The sequence below is a fragment of the Streptomyces sp. NPDC059248 genome, assembly GCF_042753905.1.
GTDB lineage: Bacteria > Actinomycetota > Actinomycetes > Streptomycetales > Streptomycetaceae > Streptomyces.
In genome coordinates, this window is record NZ_JBHYZV010000072.1 from 1 (window position 1) to 21045 (window position 21045).

Sequence of the window (21045 nt, forward strand, 5' to 3'; positions counted from 1 at the left end):
ATGGTGGAGGCGATGCGGCACGGGGTGTTGCCTCGGACGTTGCATGCGGGGGTGCCGTCGGAACTGGTGGAGTGGGATGGTGTGCGGTTGTTGGATGAGGCTCGTTCGTGGGAGGTGGTGGAGGGGCGGCCGCGGCGGGCGGGGGTCTCCTCGTTCGGTATCAGCGGGACGAACGCTCATGTCATCCTCGAAGAACCCGCACCACCACAGGAAACCGAGCCCCGGGACACGTACAACGACGGGACGAACGGACCACCCGTGCTCCCCTGGCTGCTCTCGGCCGCCTCACCGCGGGCACTGACCGAGCAGGCGCGGCGGCTGTCCGAAGCGGCGGCCTCCCAGGACCCGCTGGATGTCGCGTACACCCTCGCCACCGGTCGTGCCGCGCTGGAACACCGCGCCGTCGTCGTCGGAAGGAACCGGTCCGAACTGCTGGCCGGGCTCGGGGCGCTGGCGGCGGACGACCCGGCCGCCCGGGTGATCAGGGGGACACGTACCTCCGACAGGACGGCCTTCCTCTTCCCCGGCCAGGGCAGCCAACGCCCGGGCACGGGCCGTGAGCTGTACGAGCGGATGCCCGCGTACGCCCAGGCGCTGGACGATATCTGCGCACTGCTCGACGGCGAACTGCCACGCCCGCTCGCGGACGTCCTCTTCGCCCCCGAAGGATCACCCGAAGCGGCGCTCCTCGACCGGACCGAGTTCACCCAGCCCGCCCTGTTCGCGGTGGAGGTCGCCCTCTTCCGGCTGCTGGAGTCCTGGGGGGTGCGGCCCGACTTCGTGGCCGGGCACTCGATCGGCGAACTGGCCGCGGCACATGTCGCCGGGGTGCTGACAGCGGAGGACGCGGCGGTACTGGTGGGCGCCAGGTCCCGGCTGATGCAGGCACTGCCCGAAGGCGGGGCGATGGTCGCGGTCGAGGCGACCCGGGACGAGATCGCGCCCCTGCTGGAGCGATGGCGGGGCCGGGTGTCGATCGCGGCGGTGAACGGTCCCCGGGCGACGGTGCTCTCCGGCGACGACGACGCCGTCCTGGCGGTGGCGCACGGCCTCGCCGAACAGGGCCGCAGGACCCGTCGGCTCACCGTCTCCCACGCCTTCCACTCGGTACATATGGAGGGAATGCTGGCCGACTTCCACGAGATCGCGGCCGGACTCACCTACCACGCCCCCGAAATCCCCCTCGTCTCCACCGTCACCGGCGAACTCGCCGACGCGACCCTGCTCGGCGGCGCGGAGTACTGGACGCGCCAGATCCGCGAGACCGTCCGGTTCGCCGACGGGCTGCGCGCACTCGCCGGGGCGGGCGCGGCGACCTTCGTCGAAGTCGGACCCGGTGGCGCGCTGAGCGCGATGACGGAGGCGACCCTCGACGGCGTTCGCGGCGGCCCCCTCGTCGTCCCCCTGACGCGCCGCGACCGGCCGGAGACCGACACCCTCGTCACCGGCCTCGGCCGACTGCATGCGGCGGGCGTCCCGGTCGACTGGCGGGCCTTCTTCGCGGGCGGCGGGGCCCGCCGGACCGATCTGCCCACATACGCGTTCCAACGGGAACGCTACTGGGCCGACCCCGACACCGGGCGTGGCCCGGCCGAAGGACCGGCCGGCACCCCCACCGGGCATCCCCTGCTCGGCGTCGCCGTCGAACTCGCCGGTACCCGGGACGCGCTGTTCACCGGCCGGGTGTCGGCACGGACCCCCGCCTGGTTCGGGGAGGACACCGCCGACGGGAGCGTCGTGGTCTCGCCCGGGGCGTTCGTGGAACTGGCGGCGCAGGCCGGCCGGCGGATCGACGCCCCCACGGTCGAGCGGCTCACCCTGCGCGCCCCCCTGGTCCTGCCCGCAGGGGAAGAGGCACGGCTCCAGGTGAGGGTGGGTGCCCCGGGCTCGGCCGGTGCCCGGAGCCGTACCCTCGCCGTCCACGCGCGCGCCGACTCCGCCGACACGCCCTGGACCCTCCACGCCGAGGGCGTGCTCGGGGCGGCGGAGGAACCGTCCGCCATCGAGCCGCCCCCGGCCGGAACCGCCGTCGCCGTCCGGCTGCCCGACCGGGTGAGCGGTGATCCGTACGGACTCCATCCCGCCTTGTGGGACGGGGCCCTGCGCCACCACCCGTTCACGGCGCGAACGGGCACCGTACTGCTGCCCGTGGAGTGGCGGGGCGTACGGATCCACTCGGCCGGTGCCGGATCCGTACGGGCCCTGCTGACGGTCGGCGGCGAGCACTCGGTCGCGGTGCGCCTGGAGGACGAACATGGCGAACTGGTCGCCACCGCGGACTCCGTCGGCTACCGGGAAGTTCCCGTGTCCGAGTTCGCCGTCGCGTCGGGTACCGGCGCCGACGCGCCGTGCCGCGAAGTCGGCGGCGAGCGGGCGAACGGGGCCCCGGCCCCGCCGACCGCACCCGACCAGGGATCCCTGGTCCGGCGGCTGGCCGGGACGGACGACGAGGAGGAGCGGTACCGCATCGTCCTCGACCTGGTCCGTACCCAGGTCGCGGACGTACTCGGCCACGGCGGCGGCCACGGCGAAGACCACGGCCACGGTGGCGGCCACGGCGATCCCGCTTCCATCGGGACCGAACGCCCCTTCCAGGACATGGGCTTCGACTCGCTGACCGCCGTCGACCTCCGCAACCGGATCAGAACGGCGACCGGTCTGCCGCTCTCCGCGACCCTGGTCTTCGACCATCCCACCCCGGCCGCGCTCGTCCGCCATCTCCTCGCCCTGACGGCCGCGGCGGAACCGCCCCGTACGACCTCCGTCCTCAGCGGGCTGGCCCGGCTGGAGGCGGCGGTCTCCGCGGCCGGGCCCGGCACACCGGACCGGGCCGCCGTCACCGAACGGCTGCGGGCCCTGCTCGCCGCACTCGCCCCGGACACCGGGGACGGCGCGCCCGCCGAACCGCCGGCCGGTATCGCCGACGCGTCGGCCGACGACCTCCTCGACTTCATCGACCGCGAACTGGGGCGCGACGCGACCTGACCGCGCCCGCCACCGCTCCCGCCCGCCACCGCTCCCACCCACCCAAGGAGACGCTGGTTCCGATGCCGAGTGAAGAAAAGCTGGTCGAGTATCTGAGGTGGGTGACCGCGGACCTCCAGAAGTCCCGCCGGAGGGTGGCCGAACTGGAGGCGGACCGCGACGAACCCGTCGCGATCGTCGGCATGGCCTGCCGGTTCCCCGGCGCCGCGACCGCCGACGAACTGTGGCGGCTCGTCCTGGACGAGCGCGACGCGATCACCGCGTTCCCCACCGACCGGGGCTGGGACCTCGACGCGCTCTACCACCCCGACCCCGCCGAACCCGGCCGGATCTACATCCGGCACGGCGGCTTCCTGGACGGCGCGACCCTCTTCGACGCCGCCTTCTTCGACATCGGGCCGCGCGAGGCACGGGCGATGGACCCGCAACAGCGGGTCCTGCTGGAAACCGCCTGGGAAGCGCTGGAACACGCCGGAATCGACCCCACGTCCCTGAAAGGCAGCAGGACCGGCGTCTTCGCCGGACTGGTGGAGCAGAGCTATCTCGACCTCGACTGTCCCCCGGAGATCGAGGGCTACCAGGTCACCGGCAAGCTCAGCGCCATGGCGTCCGGCCGGATCTCGTACACCCTCGGCCTGGAAGGCCCGTCGGTCTCCCTCGACACCGCCTGCTCGTCGTCGCTCGTCGCCCTCCACCTGGCCGCGCACTCCCTGAGGTCCGGCGAATCGGAGCTGGCCCTCGTCGGATCCGCCTATATCTGCGCGCACCCCGGCGGCTACCTCGACGCGGCACGGGCGCGGGCGCTCGCCGCCGACGGCCGCTGCAAGCCCTTCGCCGCCGCCGCCGACGGCCTGGGCTGGTCGGAAGGCGTGGGGGTGCTGGTGGTCGAGCGGTTGTCGGACGCCGTACGCCGGGGACACCGGGTCCTGGCGGTGGTACGGGGCAGCGCCGTCAACCAGGACGGCGCCTCCAACGGCCTCACCGCGCCGAACGGCCCGTCGCAGGAGCGGGTCGTCCGACAGGCACTCGCCCGCGCGGGACTGACGGCCGCGAGCGTCGACGCGGTGGAGGGACACGGCACGGGGACGCCGTTGGGCGATCCGATCGAGGCGCAGGCCCTGTTGGCGACGTACGGGCGGGACAGGCCCGATGAGCGCCCGCTGTGGCTGGGATCGATCAAGTCGAACATCGGCCATCCGCAGGCGGCGGCGGGCATCGGCGGTCTGATCAAGATGGTCCAGGCCCTGCGGCACGGAATCCTCCCGAGGACCCTGCACATCGACGAACCCACCCCGGTGGTGGACTGGTCGGCGGGGAACGTCCGGCTGCTGACGGAGACCCGGCCGTGGCCGCGTACGGGCGACCGGCGCCGGGGCGCGGTATCGGCGTTCGGCGCGAGCGGTACGAACGCCCATGTCGTCCTCGAACAGGCCCCGCCCGCCGCGGACCGGTACCCGCCCGACGCGGACCCGTCCCTGCCCGACGCGAAGACCGCCCCGCCCGCCGCGGTGCTGATCACGCCCGCTGCGGTGCCGACCACGCCCGCCCCGGGACCGGCCTCACCCGGCGAGGAGCATCCTCCGGAATCCGCCGCCCTGCCCTGGGTGCTCTCGGCCCGGACCCGGGACGCGTTGCGCGCACAGGCACGCCGGCTGCACTCCTTCGCCGTCCGGGACGGCGCGCCCGGCCACCGGGACATCGCGCTCTCCCTCGCCACGACCCGTACGGCCATGGAACACCGCGCCGTGATCGCCGGCCGGTGCCGTGCGGATCTGCTCGGCGGTCTCGACGCCCTCGCCAACAGCACCGAGGCAACCCGTGTCGTCGAGGGCACCCCCGCGGGGAGCCGGGAGGAGCTCGGCGGGGCCGTGTTCGTCTTCCCCGGCCAGGGGAGCCAGTGGCCCGGTATGGCACGGGAGCTGCTGGACACCTCGGACGTGTTCCGGGACCGGATCGCCGCATGCGCCGACGCGCTCTCCCCCCATATCGACTGGTCGCTGGAGGACGTGCTGCGCGGAGCCCCCGGAGCCCCGGACCTGGAACGCCTCGACGTGATCCAGCCCGCGCTGTTCGCGGTCACCGTGTCACTGGCGCAGCTCTGGCGGTCCTCCGGCGTGGAACCGGCCGCCGTCGTCGGCCACTCCCAGGGAGAGGTCGCCGCGGCGTACGTCGCGGGCGGACTCACCTTGGACGACGCGGCCCGGATCGTCGCCCTGCGCAGCGCCATCGCCGTGAAACTCCAGGGAACCGGGGGGATGGGAGCCGTCCGCCTGCCGCGCGCCGAAGCCGCCGCGCGGATCGAGGAGTGGCCGGGACGCCTGTGGATCGCCGTCGAGAACGGCCCCACATCGGTTCTCGTCGCCGGGGAGCGGGAGGCGCTCGGTGAATTCCTCACACGGTGCGCCGCCGACGGCGTACGGATCAGAAAGGGCAGCTCGGACTTCGCCTCGCACTGTCCACTCGTGGAACCGGTCGAGGCCGAACTCCTGACGGCCCTGGCCCCCGTCCGCCCGCGCCGGGGAACCGTCCCCTTCTACTCCACGGTGACCCGCGGCCGGCTGGACACCACCCGGCTCGACGCCGGTTACTGGTACGCGAACCTCCGGGGGACGGTCGAGTTCGCCGCCTCCGCGCGCGCCCTGGCGGACCAAGGACACCGGGTGTTCGTCGAGGTCAGCCCGCACCCGGTGCTGACCGCGGCGCTCCAGGAGAACCTGGGGGACGACTACGTCGTCACGGGGACGCTCCGCCGGGACGACGGCGGTACGGACCGGTTCCTGACCTCGGTCGGCGCTCTGCACGTACGCGGCGGACGCATCGACTGGCCCCGGATGTTCGAGGGATCCGGCGCCCGGCGGGTCGAGCTGCCGACGTACGCCTTCCAACAGCGCCGGTACTGGTACGCGGCCGCCTCCCGCCCCCTCGACGCCCGGGGCCTCGGGCTGAGTGCCACCGGACACCCCCTGCTGGGCGCGGCCGTCACGATGCCCGACAGCGGGCGGACGCTCTTCACCACCAGGCTCGCCGCGCACACCCACCCCTGGCTCCGGGAGCACCGGGGCGCCGGGGGCGCCGTACTCCCCTCGTCGGCTCTCGTGGAGCTGGCGCTCCGGGCCGGTGACGAAGTCGGCTGCACGGCCGTCGACGAACTGGTCGTCCTCGCGCCACTGGTGCTGCCCGCGAACGGAGGTGTCCAGCTCCAAGTCGTGGTGGACCCGCCCGACGAGGAGGGCCGGGCGTCCCTCGCCGTACACGCCCGCCCGGAGGACGGGGACGTACGGTGGACGGCCCTCGCCACGGCCCGGCTGAGCGTCCGGGGCCGGGAGCCCGCCTTCACCCTCGGGGCGTGGCCCCCGGCCGGTGCCGAGCCTGTCGACCCGGCGGAGGCGCGCCGAGCCGCGAGCGACGGCGCTACGACGCACGGGGCGGGCTTCGAGGCACTGACCGCCCTCTGGCACGTCCCGGACGACGATACGGCGTCCCCCACCCGCCACTACGCGGAACTGACCCTGCCCGAGGCGGCCCGGGGGGAAGCGGCGCGGTTCGGACTGCACCCGGCCCTGCTCGACGCGGTGGCCCGAACGGCCCTTCAGCTGCACGGGCCGCCCGGTACCAGCTGTGCCACCGTCGGCTGGACCGGGGTCCGGCTCCACGCCACCGGGGCCACGGCGCTGCGCGCCGAGCTGTCCCGCTCCGCCGACGGCACCGTCTCCGCGCGGCTCACGGACCGTACCGGTCAACCCGTGGCCTCGGTCGCTTCGTTCACCACGGGCCCCGTGGCGGACGGGTCGACCGGCCGGGAGCACGACGCACTCTTCCACTGCCGCTGGACCCCGATCACCCTCGTGGAGCCCGCAGCGCCGCTGAGGATCGGCGAGCTGGACGCTGCCGCCGACGCCGCCGCGGATACGACCCCGGGCCGGCTCGGAGACGTACACGCCGCCGTTCTGGACCTGACGTCACCCGGGCCGGGGCATCCGGTCGAGACCGCGCACCGGGTGGCCGCCCGGGGCCTCGCCGCCGTCCGGACCTGGCTGGCCGACGAGCGGTTCGCCGCACTGCCGCTGGTGGTGCTGACCCGCGGGGCGGTGGCCGCGGTGCCCGGCGACGACGTGCCGGACCCGGGGGCGTCGGCGGTATGGGGCCAGATCCGCTCGGCCCAGTCGGAGAACCCCGGCCGGTTCGTCCTCGTCGACACCGACGACGCTGGGCCTGACGTGATCCCCTCCCAGGTGTCCGCGGTCATCGCGTCGGGCGAACCCCAGGCCGCCCTGCGGTCCGGCCGGGTCCTGCTGCCCGGACTCCAACGGGTACGGACACCCCGCGACGGCACCCCCGCCGCCGCCTGGCGTCGGAAGGGTATCGGGGCCCGCCGCGGCACGGTCCTGGTCACCGGCGGTACCGGCACCCTCGGCTCGCTCCTCGCCCGGCACCTGGTCGTCGAACACGGCGTCACCGACCTGCTCCTCACCAGTCGCCGCGGGGCCGAAGCCCCCGGCGCCGCCGGACTCGTCGCGGCACTGGGCCGGCTCGGCGCCGCCGCCGCCGTCGCGGCCTGCGACGTCACCGACCGGGACGCGCTCGCCCGGGTACTCGCCACGATCCCCGGCGACCGACCGCTCACCGCGGTCGTGCACCTGGCGGGCGCCCGCGACGACGGCCTGATCACGGCGATGACGCCGGAGCGGCTGGCCGCCGTACTGCGCCCCAAGGTGGATGCCGCCTGGTACCTCCACGAACTCACGAAAGACCTCGACCTGTCGGCGTTCGTGCTGTTCTCGTCCCTGGCGGGGATCATCGGCGGCGCCGGACAGTCCGCGTACGCCGCGGCGAACACCTTCCTCGACGGTCTCGCCGCCCACCGGGCCGGTCTCGGTCTGCCCGCGACCTCCGTCGCCTGGGGACTGTGGCAGCGGACGGGGGCCACGGGCGAACTGACCCGGGCGGACGTCGAGCGCATCACCCGCGCCGGCTATCCACCGATCGGATCCGACGAGGGCCTGGCAATGCTCGACCAGGCGCTGCGCCTCGGCCATGCCGTGACCGTGGCCGCCCCGCTCGACCTCCCGGCCCTCCGCGCCCGGCCCCGGGAACTGCCCCCCGTCCTGCGATCGCTGGCCCGCGTCCCCGCCCGTCCCGCCGCCCGCAACGACGGCACGGGCGAAGGGCCGATCGCCGACGACCTCGCCCGGCTGCCGGCGGCCGAGCAGCGCCGCAGCGTTCTGGACCTGGTCAAGGAGGAGACGAGCGCGGTCCTCGGCCGCTCGGGTCCCGACGGCATCCGGGACCGGCGGACCTTCGCCGACCTGGGAATCGACTCGCTGTCCGCCGTCGAACTCCGCAACCGGCTGGCGTTCCGCACCGGCCTGCGGCTGCCCACCACACTGATCTTCGACCACCCCACGGCGGCACACCTGGCCGACCATCTGCGCACCGCACTCCTGGGCGGGCGGGACGACCGCACCGACGTCGGCGCCGTGTCCGGTGTGTCTGCCGTGTCTGCCGTGTCTGGTGCGTCCGCCGTGTCCGCCGTGTCCGTCGTGCCTTCCGTGCCCGCCGTGGACTTCGCCGCGGAGATCGCCCTCGCCGACGACATCCGGCCCGCGGCGGAGGTGCGGCGCGTGGTGGAGCACCCCCGGGAGGCGCTCCTCACCGGGGCCACCGGATTCCTCGGGGCCTATCTGCTGCGGGAGCTGACCCGCACCACCGACGCCACCGTGCACTGTCTGGTGCGCGCCGCCGACGAGGCGGCCGGCCGAGAACGGCTCCGGAACAACCTGGCGTGGTACGGGATCCTGGACGAGACGGATCTCGACCGCGTCTCCGTCGTCGTCGGCGACCTCGCGCTGCCCCGGCTCGGCCTCACCCCGGAGCGCTTCGACGAACTGGCCCGTACGGTCGACGTGGTGTACCACCCGGGCGCCAGCGTCAACTGGGTCCAGCCGTACGCGACGGTCAGGGCGGCCAATGTGGCGGGCACCCAGGAGATCCTCCGGCTCGCCGCCCGGCACCGTACCGTCCCCGTCCACCACGTCTCCACCCTCGGCGTCTACGCCGGACGCCCCACCGTCGGCCGGCCCATCGAGGTCGACGACCCCACGGGACCCGGTGAGACGCTGCCCACCGGCTACACCCGGAGCAAGTGGGTGGCCGAGCGGATCATCGACATCGCCCGGGAGCGGGGACTGCCGGTCTCCGTCTACCGGGTCGACCTGGTGTCCGGCGACCACACCACCGGAGCGTGTCAGCGACACGACTTCGTCTGGCTCAGCCTGAAGGGCCTCATCCAGCTCGGCGCGGTTCCGCGCGATGTGCCGGTGCTGTTCCGCCTGATGCCCGTGGACTACGCCGCCGCGGCCGTCGCACGGCTGTCCCGGGCGCCCGGAACCGCGGGCCGTACCTTCCATATCTGCGGCCACACCGGGCTGACACTGGACACCATGGTCGAGGAGTTGCGTTCCTGCGGATACGTCCTGCGGGACCTGGACTGGGACCCCTGGCTTGAGCGGGTCAAGGCGGAGCCGGGGAACGCGATGGCGCCGCTGCTCGACGCGTTCGAGGCCATGGCCGCCGCACCCGCCGCCTTCTATCCGCCCGTCGACGACAAGGAGACGGCGGCCGCGCTGCAGGGCAGCGGGATCCGGCCGCCCGAGGCGACCCGGGAACTCTTCCGCAGGCATGTCGACTTCTTCGTCGCGAAGGGCTACTTCCCCCCACCGTCCGGGACATCCCCCCACGGTCCGGAGCAGCGGATCCGCCGCGTCTGACGCGGCACGGCCCCGGTGCGGGTCACCCCGGCCGCGATCGGAGCGCCCGGCGCAGCATCGCGGGCCGGGCCAGCGACAGCGGACTGTCCAGCGCCCCGGCGACCCGCACGAAGTCCGTCGCCGTCGCCGCGTCGTGCTCGGCGGCGGACACCAGACGGCGCAGATACCACTTGGCCACCCCGGGGGCCGGCACCCGAAAGCCCCGCACACCGGGCAGCAGGGAGTCCGAGATACCGGAGAACCACCACGGCCCCCGCACCACCCGTGCCGCGTCCCGGAAGAATCCCCGGTGAATACCGGTGAGCCCGCCGGACAACCGCCGGTCGAGAATGAGGGCGTACGCGGCCGCCGACATGATCCCGGTACCGTACAGCGGATTGAGTACCGCCAGAGCGTCCCCCGTCACCAGCAACCCCTCCGGGAAACGCGACAGACGTTCATAGCGGCGCCGGAACGTCCGGGGCACCTGGAAGGAATGCACTTCCGGCGATACGGTCGCCGACCGGATGGCTCCCCATACGTCATCGGGTGCCAGCGCCTTCGCCTGGGCCATAAACCGATCCGGCTCCACACTCGGCCGGTGATCGCCGTAGCCGAATACCGTCATCGTCCACCGTCCCCTTTCCTGGACGGTGAAATAGAACCCGCGCGGACGATCCAGCCGGGGGCCCATCGCGATGGCCCGATCGCGGCCCAGGACATCCGGCGCGCACTCCACCAGCCTGCTCGCGTACCCCAGATTCACTTCGAGCCGGTCCTCCCGGGGCGGTTCGTACCCCAGCTCCGCCAGCCAGCCCCGGGCCCGGCCCGCCCGGCCCGTCGCGTCCACCACCAGCTCCGCCGCCAGCTCCTCGGAGTCGCCGCCGTGGCCGCGGGCGATCCGTACCCCGGTCACCCGGTCGCCGCCCGGACCGACGAGCGGTGACACCGCCTCCCATCCGAAGCGCATCGACACATTCGGATGAGCGCGTACCCGCTCGCGAATGCCCTCCTCCAGGAAGGGCCTGCTCGCCCACACCGTCTCCAGCTCGCTCTCCGACTGACGGAACCGGTGGCCGTAGTAGATGATGCGGTGCTGGTCCATCATGCCGACGCGAATGCCGCCGCTCGCCAGGAAATCCTCGTCGATTCCCGGAAACAGACGCTCCAGCAGAACCGTGGCCTTCAGGCACAGAAGATGGGGATGCCAGCCCTGCGGAACACCGCGCCGGGGATCCGCGCCCCCGCCGTCGTCGCGCTCCACCAGCGTCACCCGCTCGAAATGCCGCGACAGCACATGCGCGGCCATCAACCCGCCCATTCCGCCACCCAGCACCACCGCACGCGTCCCCAACACCAACCCCACCTCTTCCCATCGGTCAACACACATGCCGGTGCCCCCGATCACTCCCCACCTTCCCCGCATCCGCCCCGTCACCCTGCGGCCCCACGGCAGCCACCCGAACGGGCTAACGTCAAGGTGAGTGCTCCCACCCTGGCGGGGCCCGCTCCCGCCGAGTCCCGCCTCACGGGCTCGGACGGCGGCCGGCCGTCCAGCGGCGCCGGCCTCGCCACTTCGCCGTCGTCGGACCCGGTCCGGCTGGTCGGCAAGGGAATCAAGCCCGGTATCCCAGGCCCGGCCCCGGCCCGGCCTTCGCGATGTACGCGTTCGACTGGTCCAAGATCGTGAGGCTGAGGGACGTGGTCCTCAACGCCGTCCCGCAGGGGCCGGACATCGATAGGTGATCCCGTTCCGGCCGCGGACCCCGCGGTCGGGTGCGGGCGGATCCGCGGGACGGACACGGCGAGAGGCAGGGCGCGACATGGGCCGGGACGAGCGGCGCGGCAGGGCGCGGGCGGCGGACCGAAGCGGTCCCGGCGCCCGGCTGTCGGCCCGGCTCGCCCTGCTGGCCGCCGCCGGTGTCCTGGCGGTGCTGGTGACGTCGGTGGGCCAGGCCGGTCTGGTGATCGTCGTCTCCGGATTCCTCGCCGTGGCCCTCTGCGCCGTAGGTCTCTGGTGGTTCCTGGCCCACCGGGGCGCGGTGCGGGCACTGGGGGCGGCGTCGGCGATCGCGGCGCCCGCGGCGCTCCTGGTGCTCTTCACCACCGAAGGGCTCTGGCTCACGGCCCTGCTCCTGGGCGTGTGCTGGGCCGTGACCCTGGCCTGCGCCAGGGCGGCGCTGCGCGCGTCGGACCCGCTGCGGTCGCGCCGGGCGGTCGCAGCGCGCCGGCCGCGCCGACCGGTACTGATCATGAACCCGAGGTCGGGGGGCGGCAAAGTGGGCCGCTTCGGTCTGGCCGAACGGGCCCGGCGGCTGGGCGCGCGGGTGATCCTGCTCGAACCCCCCGGCCCCGGCACCCCCGCTCGCCCGGCCGATGTCGCCGAGCTCGCCCGCGTGGCCGTCGCCGGAGGAGCGGACCTGCTGGGAGTGGCGGGCGGCGACGGTACCCAGGCCCTCGTCGCGGCCGTCGCCGCCGAGCACGAACTGCCGTTCCTCGTCGTCCCCGCGGGTACGCGCAACCACTTCGCCCTCGACCTCGGCCTCGACCGCGACGACCCGGCCCGCAGCCTGGACGCGCTGACCGACGGCGAGGAACTGCGCGTCGACCTCGGTACGGTCGCGGGCCGCGCGTTCGTCAACACCGTCTCGTTCGGTGTGTACGCGGATGTCGTCCAGCGCCCCGAGTACCGCGACGACAAGGCGGGCACGGCACTGAACCTGATGCCGGACCTGCTGGGCGGCGCGGGGGTCCGGCGGCTCGACGCGCGCGCGGACACCACGGAGCTGTCGTCCCAGCAGGCGGTCCTGGTCAGCAACAACCCGTACGCCTCACCCGACGTGCCGGCCCGAACCGCGCGCCGGCCCCGGCTCGACTCCGGCGTCCTGGGCGTCCTCGGCATCCGGGTGGAGAGTGCGGCCCAGGCCGCCGATCTGGCGGTACGGGGCGCGCAGTCGGCGGGGCTGACCGTACTGACCGCCCGGCGGGTGGAAGTGACCGCCGACGCGGCCGAGATCCCCGTGGCCGTGGACGGCGAGGCCCTGCGGATGCCCACCCCCGTCGTCTGCGTCCTCCACCCGGCCGTGCTGCGGGTCCTGGTCCCGCGCGACCGCGCGCCCGCCGCCGTACCCGCCCCGCCGCTGGACTGGCGCCGCCTCCTCAGGCTGGCGTTCGGCCGCGCCTCGTAGCCGACGCGAAGCGCCGGGCGCGAAAGCGGGCGACGCCGGATCCTCCCGTACGGTCCCCCTGTCCCCCTTCCTCGGCCTGCTCAGCCGAAGGACTGCCGGAACGTCTCCTCGAAGGCGGCCCGCACGACGGCCTCGGCGGACTCCCACTCCAGGCCGGCCTCCCCGGCCCCGTCCGCCAGCTCCTCCTTCACTTCGTCCCAGTGCCACACGCACCAGAAACCGGCGTCGTTCGCGACCGACTCCCAGCCCCCCGATTCCCGGTACGCGAAGTCACCGGCCCGCCCCTCCGCCTCCTCGCGCGCCCTGCCGACCAGCTCCGCCAGGGCGGCCGCCCCGGCGTTCGGCCCACTCGACGTCCGTTCTTCCACGGCTCCACGCTCATTCCCCGAGTCCGGTGCTTCCCGTGCCCGCCGAGCGGCTTCGCCGCCCGGCGGGGCGGAAGTTACCAGGCCGCCGGCTCCGGGGGAGCGGCGGAGTCACGGAGAGGCCGTCCCGGTGGGGGAGACCTTGTGGACGACGGTGTCGTCGGGGGTCAGCGGGCGGCCGTCCGCCGACAGGATCTCCAGGGTGCGGAGGCGCTCCCCCCGCCGGCGGTCGACCAGTTCGGAATGCGGTTCGTCCTCGGCGAAGAAGTGCCGCTCGCCCCACTGCCGCAGCGCCACGACGACGGGGAAGAGCGCCTCGCCCTTCGGCGTCAGGACGTACTCGCGATAGGCGCTGCCGTCCGACGCGGGGACGGACGCCAGGACGCCGCCCGCGACCAGGGTGCGCAGGCGCGCGGTGAGGATGTTCTTCGCCACGCCGAGGCTGCGCTGGAACTCCCCGAAGCGGCGGCTGCCGTCGAAGGCGTCCCGCACGATCAGCAGGGACCACCAGTCGCCGATCGCGTCCACCGAGCGGGCGACGGGGCATTCGCTGTCGTCCAACCGCTTCCTGGTGACCATGGCGTCCCTTCCGACGACGATTGATGGTTGCAACATGCTACCAGTGGCCTTACTGTCCACAGTGGTAGCAAGATGAAACCGAATGGGTGGGGGAGTGCCGATGTCCCGCGACGGCGAGACCGTGACACGACGACGGGCAGGGGTCGGCGGGGGAGGCGGCCGGGCGGCGCCGGACCTGCCCCGGGGCGTCGTCGCGCTGTTCGCCGTCGCCTGCGGCACCGCGGTGGCCACCGTCTACTTCTCCCAGCCGCTCCTGGTCGCCATCGGGCGCGATCTCGCCATGAGCCCGGCGCTCGTCGGCGGCATCGTCACCCTCACCCACATCGGATACGGGATCGGGCTCTTCCTCCTCGTACCGCTCGGCGACATGGTCGACCGCCGGCGGCTCGTCGTCGCCCAACTGCTGCTCCTGGTGGGGGCGCTGGCCGTGGTGGCCATCGCCCCCACGGCGGCCGTCCTGCTCGCCGGCATGGCCGCGACCGGGCTGCTCGCGGTCGTCACCCAGACACTGGTGGCCTTCGCGGCGTCACTGGCCCCGCCCGCCGGGCGGGGGCGCGTCGTCGGCCTGGTCACCAGCGGTGTGGTCGTCGGGATCCTGCTCGCCCGCACCGTGTCCGGCCTGCTGGCCGATCTCGCGGGCTGGCGCTCCGTCTATCTCGCGTCGGCGGCGCTCACGGCGCTGCTCGCGCTGGTCCTCCACCGCGTGGTGCCGAGACCTCGCGGTGTCCCGCCGGTGGACCTCCGCTACGGACAACTGCTGCGCTCCACGATCGCGCTGTTCGCCCGGGAGCGGCTGCTGCGACTTCGGGCCCTCTTCGGACTGCTGGTCTTCGCCTCCTTCAGCACCCTGTGGAGCGGTGTCGCGCTGCCGCTGAGCGAGCCCCCGCACCTGCTGTCCCACAGCGCGATCGGGGCCCTCGGGCTGATCGGCGCCGTCGGCGCCCTGGCCGCGACCGCGGCGGGGCGGCTGGCCGACCGGGGGCTGGCCGGGCCGACCACCGGTGTCGCCCTGGCGCTGCTCACCGCCTCATGGCTGCCCCTGGCCTTCACCCGTGACTCGCTCTGGGCCCTGGCCGCCGGCGTCGTCCTCCTCGACCTCGCCGTCCAGGCGGTCCATGTCACCAACCAGACCGTGATCTACGCCCTGCGCCCCGACGCGGGAAGCCGGCTGATCGGCGGATACATGATCTTCTACGCGATCGGCAGCGCCACCGGTGCCATCACCGCGACATCCCTGCACGCCGCCTTCGGCTGGGGCGCGGTCTGCGCCGCGGGCGCCGCTTTCGGCTTCCTCGGACTCGTGCTGTGGGTGGTGACGCGCCAGGACGCCCCGGCCCCCGTTCGGCCGGACTCCCCCCGCGCGTAAGGGTGTCGCCCGCGCCCGCCCGGTGTCTCCGTAACGGGCCTGTCACACACCTCGCCGGCGTGATCGTGCCATCCGTCCACCGGGCAGGACGTCAGCGACAAGGCACGGATATCACTCCAAGCTCTCGGGAAGGGGACAAATGACACGAGGGACAGTGCGGACGGCGGTCGTCATAGCGGCGGTCGCGGCGCTCGGGCTCGGCACGGCGCCCGGCGCGTCCGCGGCCACCGGGCAGTTCGTCTACCACACACAGCCGGGCGATGCGGCCCACACCCTGAACGACCCGATGGACAGCCGGTGTTATCCAGTGGGGCGCAACGCCCGGGGGCGCGTCGTCAACGACACCGACCGCCGGGCCGTCCTGTACGTCGAGAAGAACTGCCGCCAGGCCACCGCCGAGGAGCTCGAACCCGGGCAGTGGGTCGCCGACGCCGTCTTCATGTCGGTGAAGTTCACCTCCTGACCGAGGAGGGGAGGAGCGGCGCCCCGGCGCGCGTCGGCCGGGGCGCCGCTCCGTTCCCGACGGCCGGTACAGCCGTACCGAAATCGATGCTCAGCCGCGAATACCGTCATCATCTTCCGTTTCCGGTCGGCCGACTGTCAGCATCTGCGCAAGTCACCAGGTGTGCAGAAAGTTGGAGGATCCATGGCAAACCGGAGACGTGTCCACTCCCTCGCGGCCCTGGCGCTCGTCGCCCTGATGGCCGTCTCCTGCGGGCGCTCGGACCAGGGCGGCACCGGCTCGTCCGCGGATCCCGCCGCGGCCGGCAAGAGCGCGGCGGAGCTGGTCCCCGACGACATCAGGAAGAAGGGGGTCCTGCGCGTCGCCACCGCCGTCGGCTATCCGCCGATGGAGATGTACAAGCCGGGGACGACCGAGCTGACCGGTGTCGACCCCGATCTGGCCCGCGCCGTCGCCGACCGGCTCGACCTGCGGCTCGAGCTGACCAACGCCGCCTTCGACGGGCTGATCCCCGGGCTCCAGTCCGGCCGGTTCGACCTGGTGATGTCCTCGATGACCGACAGCCCCGAGCGCCGCAAGGCCGTCGACTTCGTCGACTACTTCCGCACCGGGGGCGTCGTCATGACGAAGAAGGGCAACCCCGAGGGGATCACGTCCCTGGAGGACCTCTGCGGCAAGGCCGTCGTCCTCGCCAAGGGCAGCTCCAACCTCGCCATCGGCCAGAAGCAGAACGCCGAGTGCGCCGACAAGATGAGGATCTCGCAGAGCGAGGACGCCCCGACGGGACTGCTCCAGCTCGACAGCGGACGGGCCGTGGCGACCATCGTCGACTACCCCGTCGCCGCGATGTTCGTGAAGGAGAAGGGCGTCTACGAGGCGCTGCCGACCCAGTACGGTTCGGCGCCCTGGGGCATCGCCGTGGCGAAGAACGAGAACGGGCTGCGCGACGCCGTGCGGAAGGCCCTCCAGGGGCTGATCGACGACGGCGGCTACAAGAAGATCCTCGACTCGTACGGTGTCGGCGGCAGCGCCGTCCCCGAGGCCACCGTCAACGACGGCTCCTGATCCGGGGAACGGAGACATGAACCGACTCAGCAAAAACGATTCTTCGCAGGGTGATTCCACCCCGGACGCGACGGTCGTACCCCCGGCCGGGGTGCCCGCGCCGGCCGCCGGCGCCGACGAGGACCTCGCCCTGCGGGTGACCGGCCGCCCCCGCCCCGGACGCTGGGCGGCCGTCGCCGGCGCCGTGTTCTTCGCGGTCTGGCTGGCGTACACCGTCGTCGTCAACCCCAACCTCCACTGGGACATCGTCGTCGAGTACCAGTTCGACGAGCGGATCCTGAAGGGCCTGTGGGTGACGGTCCAGCTCACCCTGGTCTCGATGGCCGTCGGTATCGCCATCGGGGTGCTCGTCGCGGTGATGCAGCTCTCCGAGAGCCCGGTCCTCCGGGTGATCGCGAGCGCCTACACCTGGTTCTTCCGGGGCACCCCGCTCCTGGTCCAGCTGATCTTCTGGTTCAATCTGGCCCTGCTCTTCCCGGTGATCGGCGTCGGAATCCCCTTCGACGGACCCAAGCTGGTCGAATGGCAGACCAACGCGGTCATCACCGGTTTCGTCGCGGCCCTCCTCGGCCTCTCCATCAACGAGGGCGCCTATATGGCGGAGATCGTGCGCGCCGGGATCCAGAGCGTCGACCCCGGCCAGCGGGAGGCTGCCGAGTCCATCGGCATGTCGAACCGCCAGGTCCTGACCCGGGTCGTCCTCCCGCAGGCGATGCGGGTGATCATCCCGCCGTTCGGCAACCAGTTCATCTCCATGCTCAAGACCACCTCCTTGGTGTCGGTGATCGCCGGATCCGATCTGATGACCGTCTCCCAGCATCTGTACCTCGCCAACTTCGAGGTCATCGCCCTGCTGATGGTGGCGTCGATCTGGTACCTCGTCCTCACCACCGTCGCCAGCGTCCTCCAGCACTTCGTCGAACGGCGCTACAACCCCGCGGCCGTACCGGTACGCCGCCGGGTCCTGGCCAACCTCGTACCCGGCCGTACCGGCAAGGGAGCCGCAGCGTGAACGACATCGTCCTCTCGGCCCGCGGCGTCCGGAAACGATTCGGCGACATCGAGGTGCTCCGCGGCATCGACCTCGACGTCGCGCGGGGCGAGGTGCTCTGCGTCATCGGCCCCTCCGGCTCCGGCAAGTCCACCCTGCTGCGCTGCTTCAACCATCTGGAGAAGATCGACGCCGGCCGCGTCCGGGTCGACGGCGAACTCGTCGGCTACGAACAGCACGGCCCGACCGGGACCGTGCTGCGCGAGCGGCGGCCCCGGGACATCCGCCGCCAGCGGGAGCGGATCGGCATGGTCTTCCAGCGCTTCCACCTCTTCCCGCACCGTACGGCGGTCCAGAACGTGATGGAGGGACCCGTCGCCGTCAAACGCCGCCCGCGCGCCGACGCGGAGCGCCAGGCCCGGGAACTCCTCGACCGCGTCGGCCTCGCCGACCGCGCGGACCACTATCCGGCCCAGCTCTCCGGCGGCCAGCAGCAGCGCGTCGCGATCGCCCGCGCCCTCGCCATGGAACCGACCCTGATGCTCTTCGACGAACCGACCTCCGCACTCGACCCCGAACTCGTCGGCGAGGTGCTCGGCGCCATGCGCGACCTGGCCCGCAGCGGAATGACGATGATCGTCGTCACCCATGAGATGGGCTTCGCCCGGGAGATCGCCGACCGCGTCCTCTTCCTCGACCAGGGCGCCACCGTCGAAGAGGGCCCACCGGCACAGCTGTTCGGCGACCCGCGCCACGAGCGCACGCGGGCCTTCCTCTCGACGGCCCTGTGATGGCGGCACCCGTACCCGCCCCGCGGCCCCCCTACGATCTGCTGCTGCGCGGCGGCACCGTCGTCGACGGCACCGGCGCGCCGCGCCGGGCCGCCGACATCGGCGTCACCGGCGGCCGGATCGCCGTCCTGCCCCCGGGCGGACGGCACGAGGCCGCCGAGACCCTCGACGCGACGGGGCAGATCGTCACACCCGGGTTCGTCGACGTCCACACCCACTCCGACGGACTCGCCGCCCGCCCGGCCGGCGGCGGGGACGATCCGGCGCTCGAAGCCCTGCGGCTCGCCCCGCTGCTCCAGGGCGTCACGACCGAGATCGCGGGCAACTGCGGCAGCGGACTCTTCCCCGCCCTGCCCGAACGGCTGCCCGCCCTCGCCGAACACACCCGGGTCGTCTTCGGTATCGGCCCCCTGCCGCCCGCGGTGGACTTCGACGGCTTCGCCGACGGCCAGGCACCCGCCCTGCGCCCCACCCATATCGCGTCCCTCGTCGGACACGGCACCCTGCGCGCCGGGGTGATGGGCTTCGACGACAGGACCGCCACCGCCGGTGAGCTGCGCACCATGTGCGCACTGCTCGACCGGTCGCTGGCCCAGGGCGCCGCCGGGCTCTCCACCGGACTGATCTACCCGCCGGGCGGCTACGCGGACACCGCGGAACTCATCGCCCTCGCCCGGGTCGCGGCCCGGCACGGCAAACCGTACGTGACCCATCTGCGGGACGAGATGTCCCAGGTGGAGACCGCGATCGAGGAGGCCCTGGAGATCGCCCGCCGCTCCGGCGCGCCCCTCCAGATCTCCCACCACAAGACCGCGGGACGCCACGCCTGGGGCGCCACCCTGCGCACCCTGCCGCGGCTCGAACAAGCCAGGGCCGAGGGCATCGACGTGCTGTGCGACGTCTACCCGTACACCGCGGGCAGTACCGTCCTGCACGCCCTGCTGCCGCCCTGGGCCAACGAGGGCGGCATCGGCGCCCTCCTGCAACGGCTGCCGCGGCCCGAGATCCGCGACCGGATCCGGACCTCCATCGCCGACGGCGTCGACGGCTGGGAGAACACCGTCGGCAACGGCGGCTGGGACCTCATCGCCGTCGCCGCGGCCCCCCGCCGCCCCGCCGCCGAAGGACGGCCGATCGCCGAACTCGCGGCGGCGGACGGCGTCGACCCGGTGGAGTACGTCTGCGATCTGCTCCTCGCCGAGGACGGCGAGGTCACCATCATCAGCCACTCCATGCGCGAGGACGACGTACGCCGGGTGATCGCCAGCCCCCTGGCCATGATCGGCTCCGACGGGGTCCCCAAACCGGGCCGCCCGCACCCCCGCTGGGCGGGCAGCTTCGCCCGGGTGCTCGGACACTACGGGCGCGACGAGGGACTGCTCACGCTGGAGGACGCCGTCCACAAGATGACCGGACTGCCCGCGTGCCGGTTCCGGCTCACGGGGCGCGGCACGGTCGCCGACGGAGCCCGTGCCGACCTGGTCGTCCTCGACCCCGGTACGGTACGGGACACCGCCACCTTCGAACGTCCGCTGCTCGCCCCCGAGGGCGTCACCGCGGTCGTCGTGGCGGGCCGGGTCGCCGTCCGCGAAGGCCGCCCGACCGGGGAGCGCGCTGGAGAGGTGGTGAGGGTGCCGTGACCCTGGCCCGAGTGGCGGCGGCGGCCCGCAGCGCCGCCGCGCTGCCCCTGGTACTGGGCGTCGCCGCGATCGACGTCGACGACGGCCGGAGCGCGGGCGTCGACGACACGGTCGTCCTGCCCGTCGCCTCCGCCGCGAAGATGCTGCTCCTGGCCGAGGTCGCGCGCCTGATCGACGCCGGTGAGCTGGATCCGGACGCGCCGGTCGCCGTCGACCCGGCGGATCTGACGTACGGGACGGGACTCCTGGTCCGGCTGAGCCGGCGGGACTGGACCGTCGGGGACCTCTGTCTGCTCACCGCGTCCGTCAGCGACAACACGGCGACCAACGCGCTGCTGCGGCTGGTGGGGCCCGGGGCGACGGACCGCCTCGCGCGGCGGCTCGGTCTCGGGGAGCTGACCGTGCACGACCGGGTCCGCGACGTCCGGGGCCCCGCCGACCCCCCGTTCTTCGCCACCGGTACGGCCCGCGCGCTCGCCGCACTGGCCGCCCACGCCGCCCGCGGCACCATGGTCTCGCCGGGCGCGTCCCGGCTGCTGCTGGGCTGGCTGCGGACCGGCACCGACCACGGCCTGGCCCCGGCGCTCGCCGTCCACGACCCGTACACCGAGGACTTCCCCACCCCGGTGCCCGGCGGTCTGCTGGTGGCCAACAAGACCGGTACCGACACCGGCGTACGGGCCGACGCGGGCGTCTTCATCGGCGCGCGCCGGGTCGCGTACGCGATCGTGGCGCACTGGGACACCGCCCTCGGGGAGAGCACGGAACGGGCGGCGGTCCACGCCATCCGGGACGTCGGACGGACCCTGGCGGACTACGCGTCGCCGCCCACCGGAGGCTGACCGCGCCGGCGCGCCGACCGGGCC

The 21045-nt window shown here is 73.5% G+C and carries 13 protein-coding genes; 10 read left to right on the forward strand and 3 right to left on the reverse strand.

Features of this window, described 5'->3' with window-relative positions; translation table 11 throughout:
• The first annotated feature begins 81 nt into the window (after positions 1–81).
• Together ACFXG1_RS26040 and ACFXG1_RS26045 are read left to right on the forward strand one after the other, a co-directional pair.
• Positions 82–2985 carry an acyltransferase domain-containing protein gene (locus ACFXG1_RS26040; protein ID WP_384744755.1) on the forward strand — a complete coding sequence of 968 codons (2904 nt, stop codon included), beginning with the start codon at positions 82–84 and terminating at the stop codon, positions 2983–2985.
• Between the two features lie 53 nt (positions 2986–3038).
• Entirely contained in the window at positions 3039–9752 is a 6714-nt protein-coding gene (locus ACFXG1_RS26045; RefSeq protein WP_384744782.1) for a thioester reductase domain-containing protein, read from the forward strand.
• A 22-nt stretch (positions 9753–9774) separates the two neighbouring features.
• On the opposite strand, the gene ACFXG1_RS26050 is transcribed toward ACFXG1_RS26045, so the two are convergent.
• Entirely contained in the window at positions 9775–11088 is a 1314-nt protein-coding gene (locus ACFXG1_RS26050; protein ID WP_384718333.1) for an FAD-dependent monooxygenase, read from the reverse strand.
• 466 nt (positions 11089–11554) lie between these two features.
• On the opposite strand from ACFXG1_RS26050, the gene ACFXG1_RS26055 reads away from it, so the two are divergent.
• On the forward strand, positions 11555–12919 hold the full coding sequence (locus tag ACFXG1_RS26055; RefSeq protein WP_384718335.1) for a diacylglycerol/lipid kinase family protein: 1365 nt from the start codon (positions 11555–11557) through the stop codon (positions 12917–12919).
• A gap of 80 nt (positions 12920–12999) precedes the next feature.
• On the opposite strand, the gene ACFXG1_RS26060 is transcribed toward ACFXG1_RS26055, so the two are convergent.
• A complete protein-coding gene (locus tag ACFXG1_RS26060; RefSeq protein WP_384718337.1) occupies positions 13000–13287 on the reverse strand; it encodes a hypothetical protein in 288 nt (95 codons plus the stop codon).
• Between the two features lie 108 nt (positions 13288–13395).
• Positions 13396–13863 (reverse strand): winged helix-turn-helix transcriptional regulator, encoded by a 468-nt coding sequence (locus tag ACFXG1_RS26065; protein ID WP_384744784.1) that lies wholly within the window; start codon positions 13861–13863, stop codon positions 13396–13398.
• 100 nt (positions 13864–13963) lie between these two features.
• Here ACFXG1_RS26065 and ACFXG1_RS26070 point away from each other — a divergent pair, with 100 nt between their 5' ends.
• The 7 genes from ACFXG1_RS26070 to ACFXG1_RS26100 all read left to right on the forward strand — a co-directional run bounded on the left by ACFXG1_RS26070 (position 13964) and on the right by ACFXG1_RS26100 (position 21021).
• Positions 13964–15229: an MFS transporter gene (locus ACFXG1_RS26070; protein ID WP_384744758.1), complete on the forward strand. Its 1266-nt coding sequence runs from the start codon at positions 13964–13966 to the stop codon at positions 15227–15229.
• Positions 15230–15368: 139 nt separating this feature from the next.
• Positions 15369–15692 carry a hypothetical protein gene (locus ACFXG1_RS26075; RefSeq protein ID WP_384724089.1) on the forward strand — a complete coding sequence of 108 codons (324 nt, stop codon included), beginning with the start codon at positions 15369–15371 and terminating at the stop codon, positions 15690–15692.
• Positions 15693–15875: 183 nt separating this feature from the next.
• Positions 15876–16757, forward strand: coding sequence for an ABC transporter substrate-binding protein (locus ACFXG1_RS26080; protein WP_384744760.1), 882 nt, complete (start codon positions 15876–15878; stop codon positions 16755–16757).
• Between the two features lie 16 nt (positions 16758–16773).
• Positions 16774–17769 carry an amino acid ABC transporter permease gene (locus ACFXG1_RS26085; RefSeq protein ID WP_384744762.1) on the forward strand — a complete coding sequence of 332 codons (996 nt, stop codon included), beginning with the start codon at positions 16774–16776 and terminating at the stop codon, positions 17767–17769.
• On the forward strand, positions 17766–18539 hold the full coding sequence (locus tag ACFXG1_RS26090; RefSeq protein ID WP_384724285.1) for an amino acid ABC transporter ATP-binding protein: 774 nt from the start codon (positions 17766–17768) through the stop codon (positions 18537–18539). The genes ACFXG1_RS26085 and ACFXG1_RS26090 overlap by 4 nt, the downstream gene beginning before the upstream one ends.
• Positions 18539–20179, forward strand: coding sequence for an amidohydrolase family protein (locus ACFXG1_RS26095; protein ID WP_384744764.1), 1641 nt, complete (start codon positions 18539–18541; stop codon positions 20177–20179). Before ACFXG1_RS26090 ends, ACFXG1_RS26095 begins: the two co-directional genes overlap by 1 nt.
• A complete protein-coding gene (locus tag ACFXG1_RS26100; protein ID WP_384720143.1) occupies positions 20176–21021 on the forward strand; it encodes a serine hydrolase in 846 nt (281 codons plus the stop codon). The genes ACFXG1_RS26095 and ACFXG1_RS26100 overlap by 4 nt, the downstream gene beginning before the upstream one ends.
• Positions 21022–21045: the final 24 nt, after the last annotated feature.

Excerpts from the sequence above, each read along its gene's own strand:
- ACFXG1_RS26095 (WP_384744764.1), top strand. The coding sequence starts at position 18,539 with ATGGCGGCACCCGTACCCGCCCCGCGGCCCCCCTACGATCTGCTGCTG.
- ACFXG1_RS26065 (WP_384744784.1), bottom strand. The coding sequence starts at position 13,863 with ATGGTCACCAGGAAGCGGTTGGACGACAGCGAATGCCCCGTCGCCCGC.
- ACFXG1_RS26080 (WP_384744760.1), top strand. The coding sequence starts at position 15,876 with ATGGCAAACCGGAGACGTGTCCACTCCCTCGCGGCCCTGGCGCTCGTC.
- ACFXG1_RS26075 (WP_384724089.1), top strand. The coding sequence starts at position 15,369 with ATGACACGAGGGACAGTGCGGACGGCGGTCGTCATAGCGGCGGTCGCG.
- ACFXG1_RS26070 (WP_384744758.1), top strand. The coding sequence starts at position 13,964 with ATGTCCCGCGACGGCGAGACCGTGACACGACGACGGGCAGGGGTCGGC.
- ACFXG1_RS26085 (WP_384744762.1), top strand. The coding sequence starts at position 16,774 with ATGAACCGACTCAGCAAAAACGATTCTTCGCAGGGTGATTCCACCCCG.
- ACFXG1_RS26055 (WP_384718335.1), top strand. The coding sequence starts at position 11,555 with ATGGGCCGGGACGAGCGGCGCGGCAGGGCGCGGGCGGCGGACCGAAGC.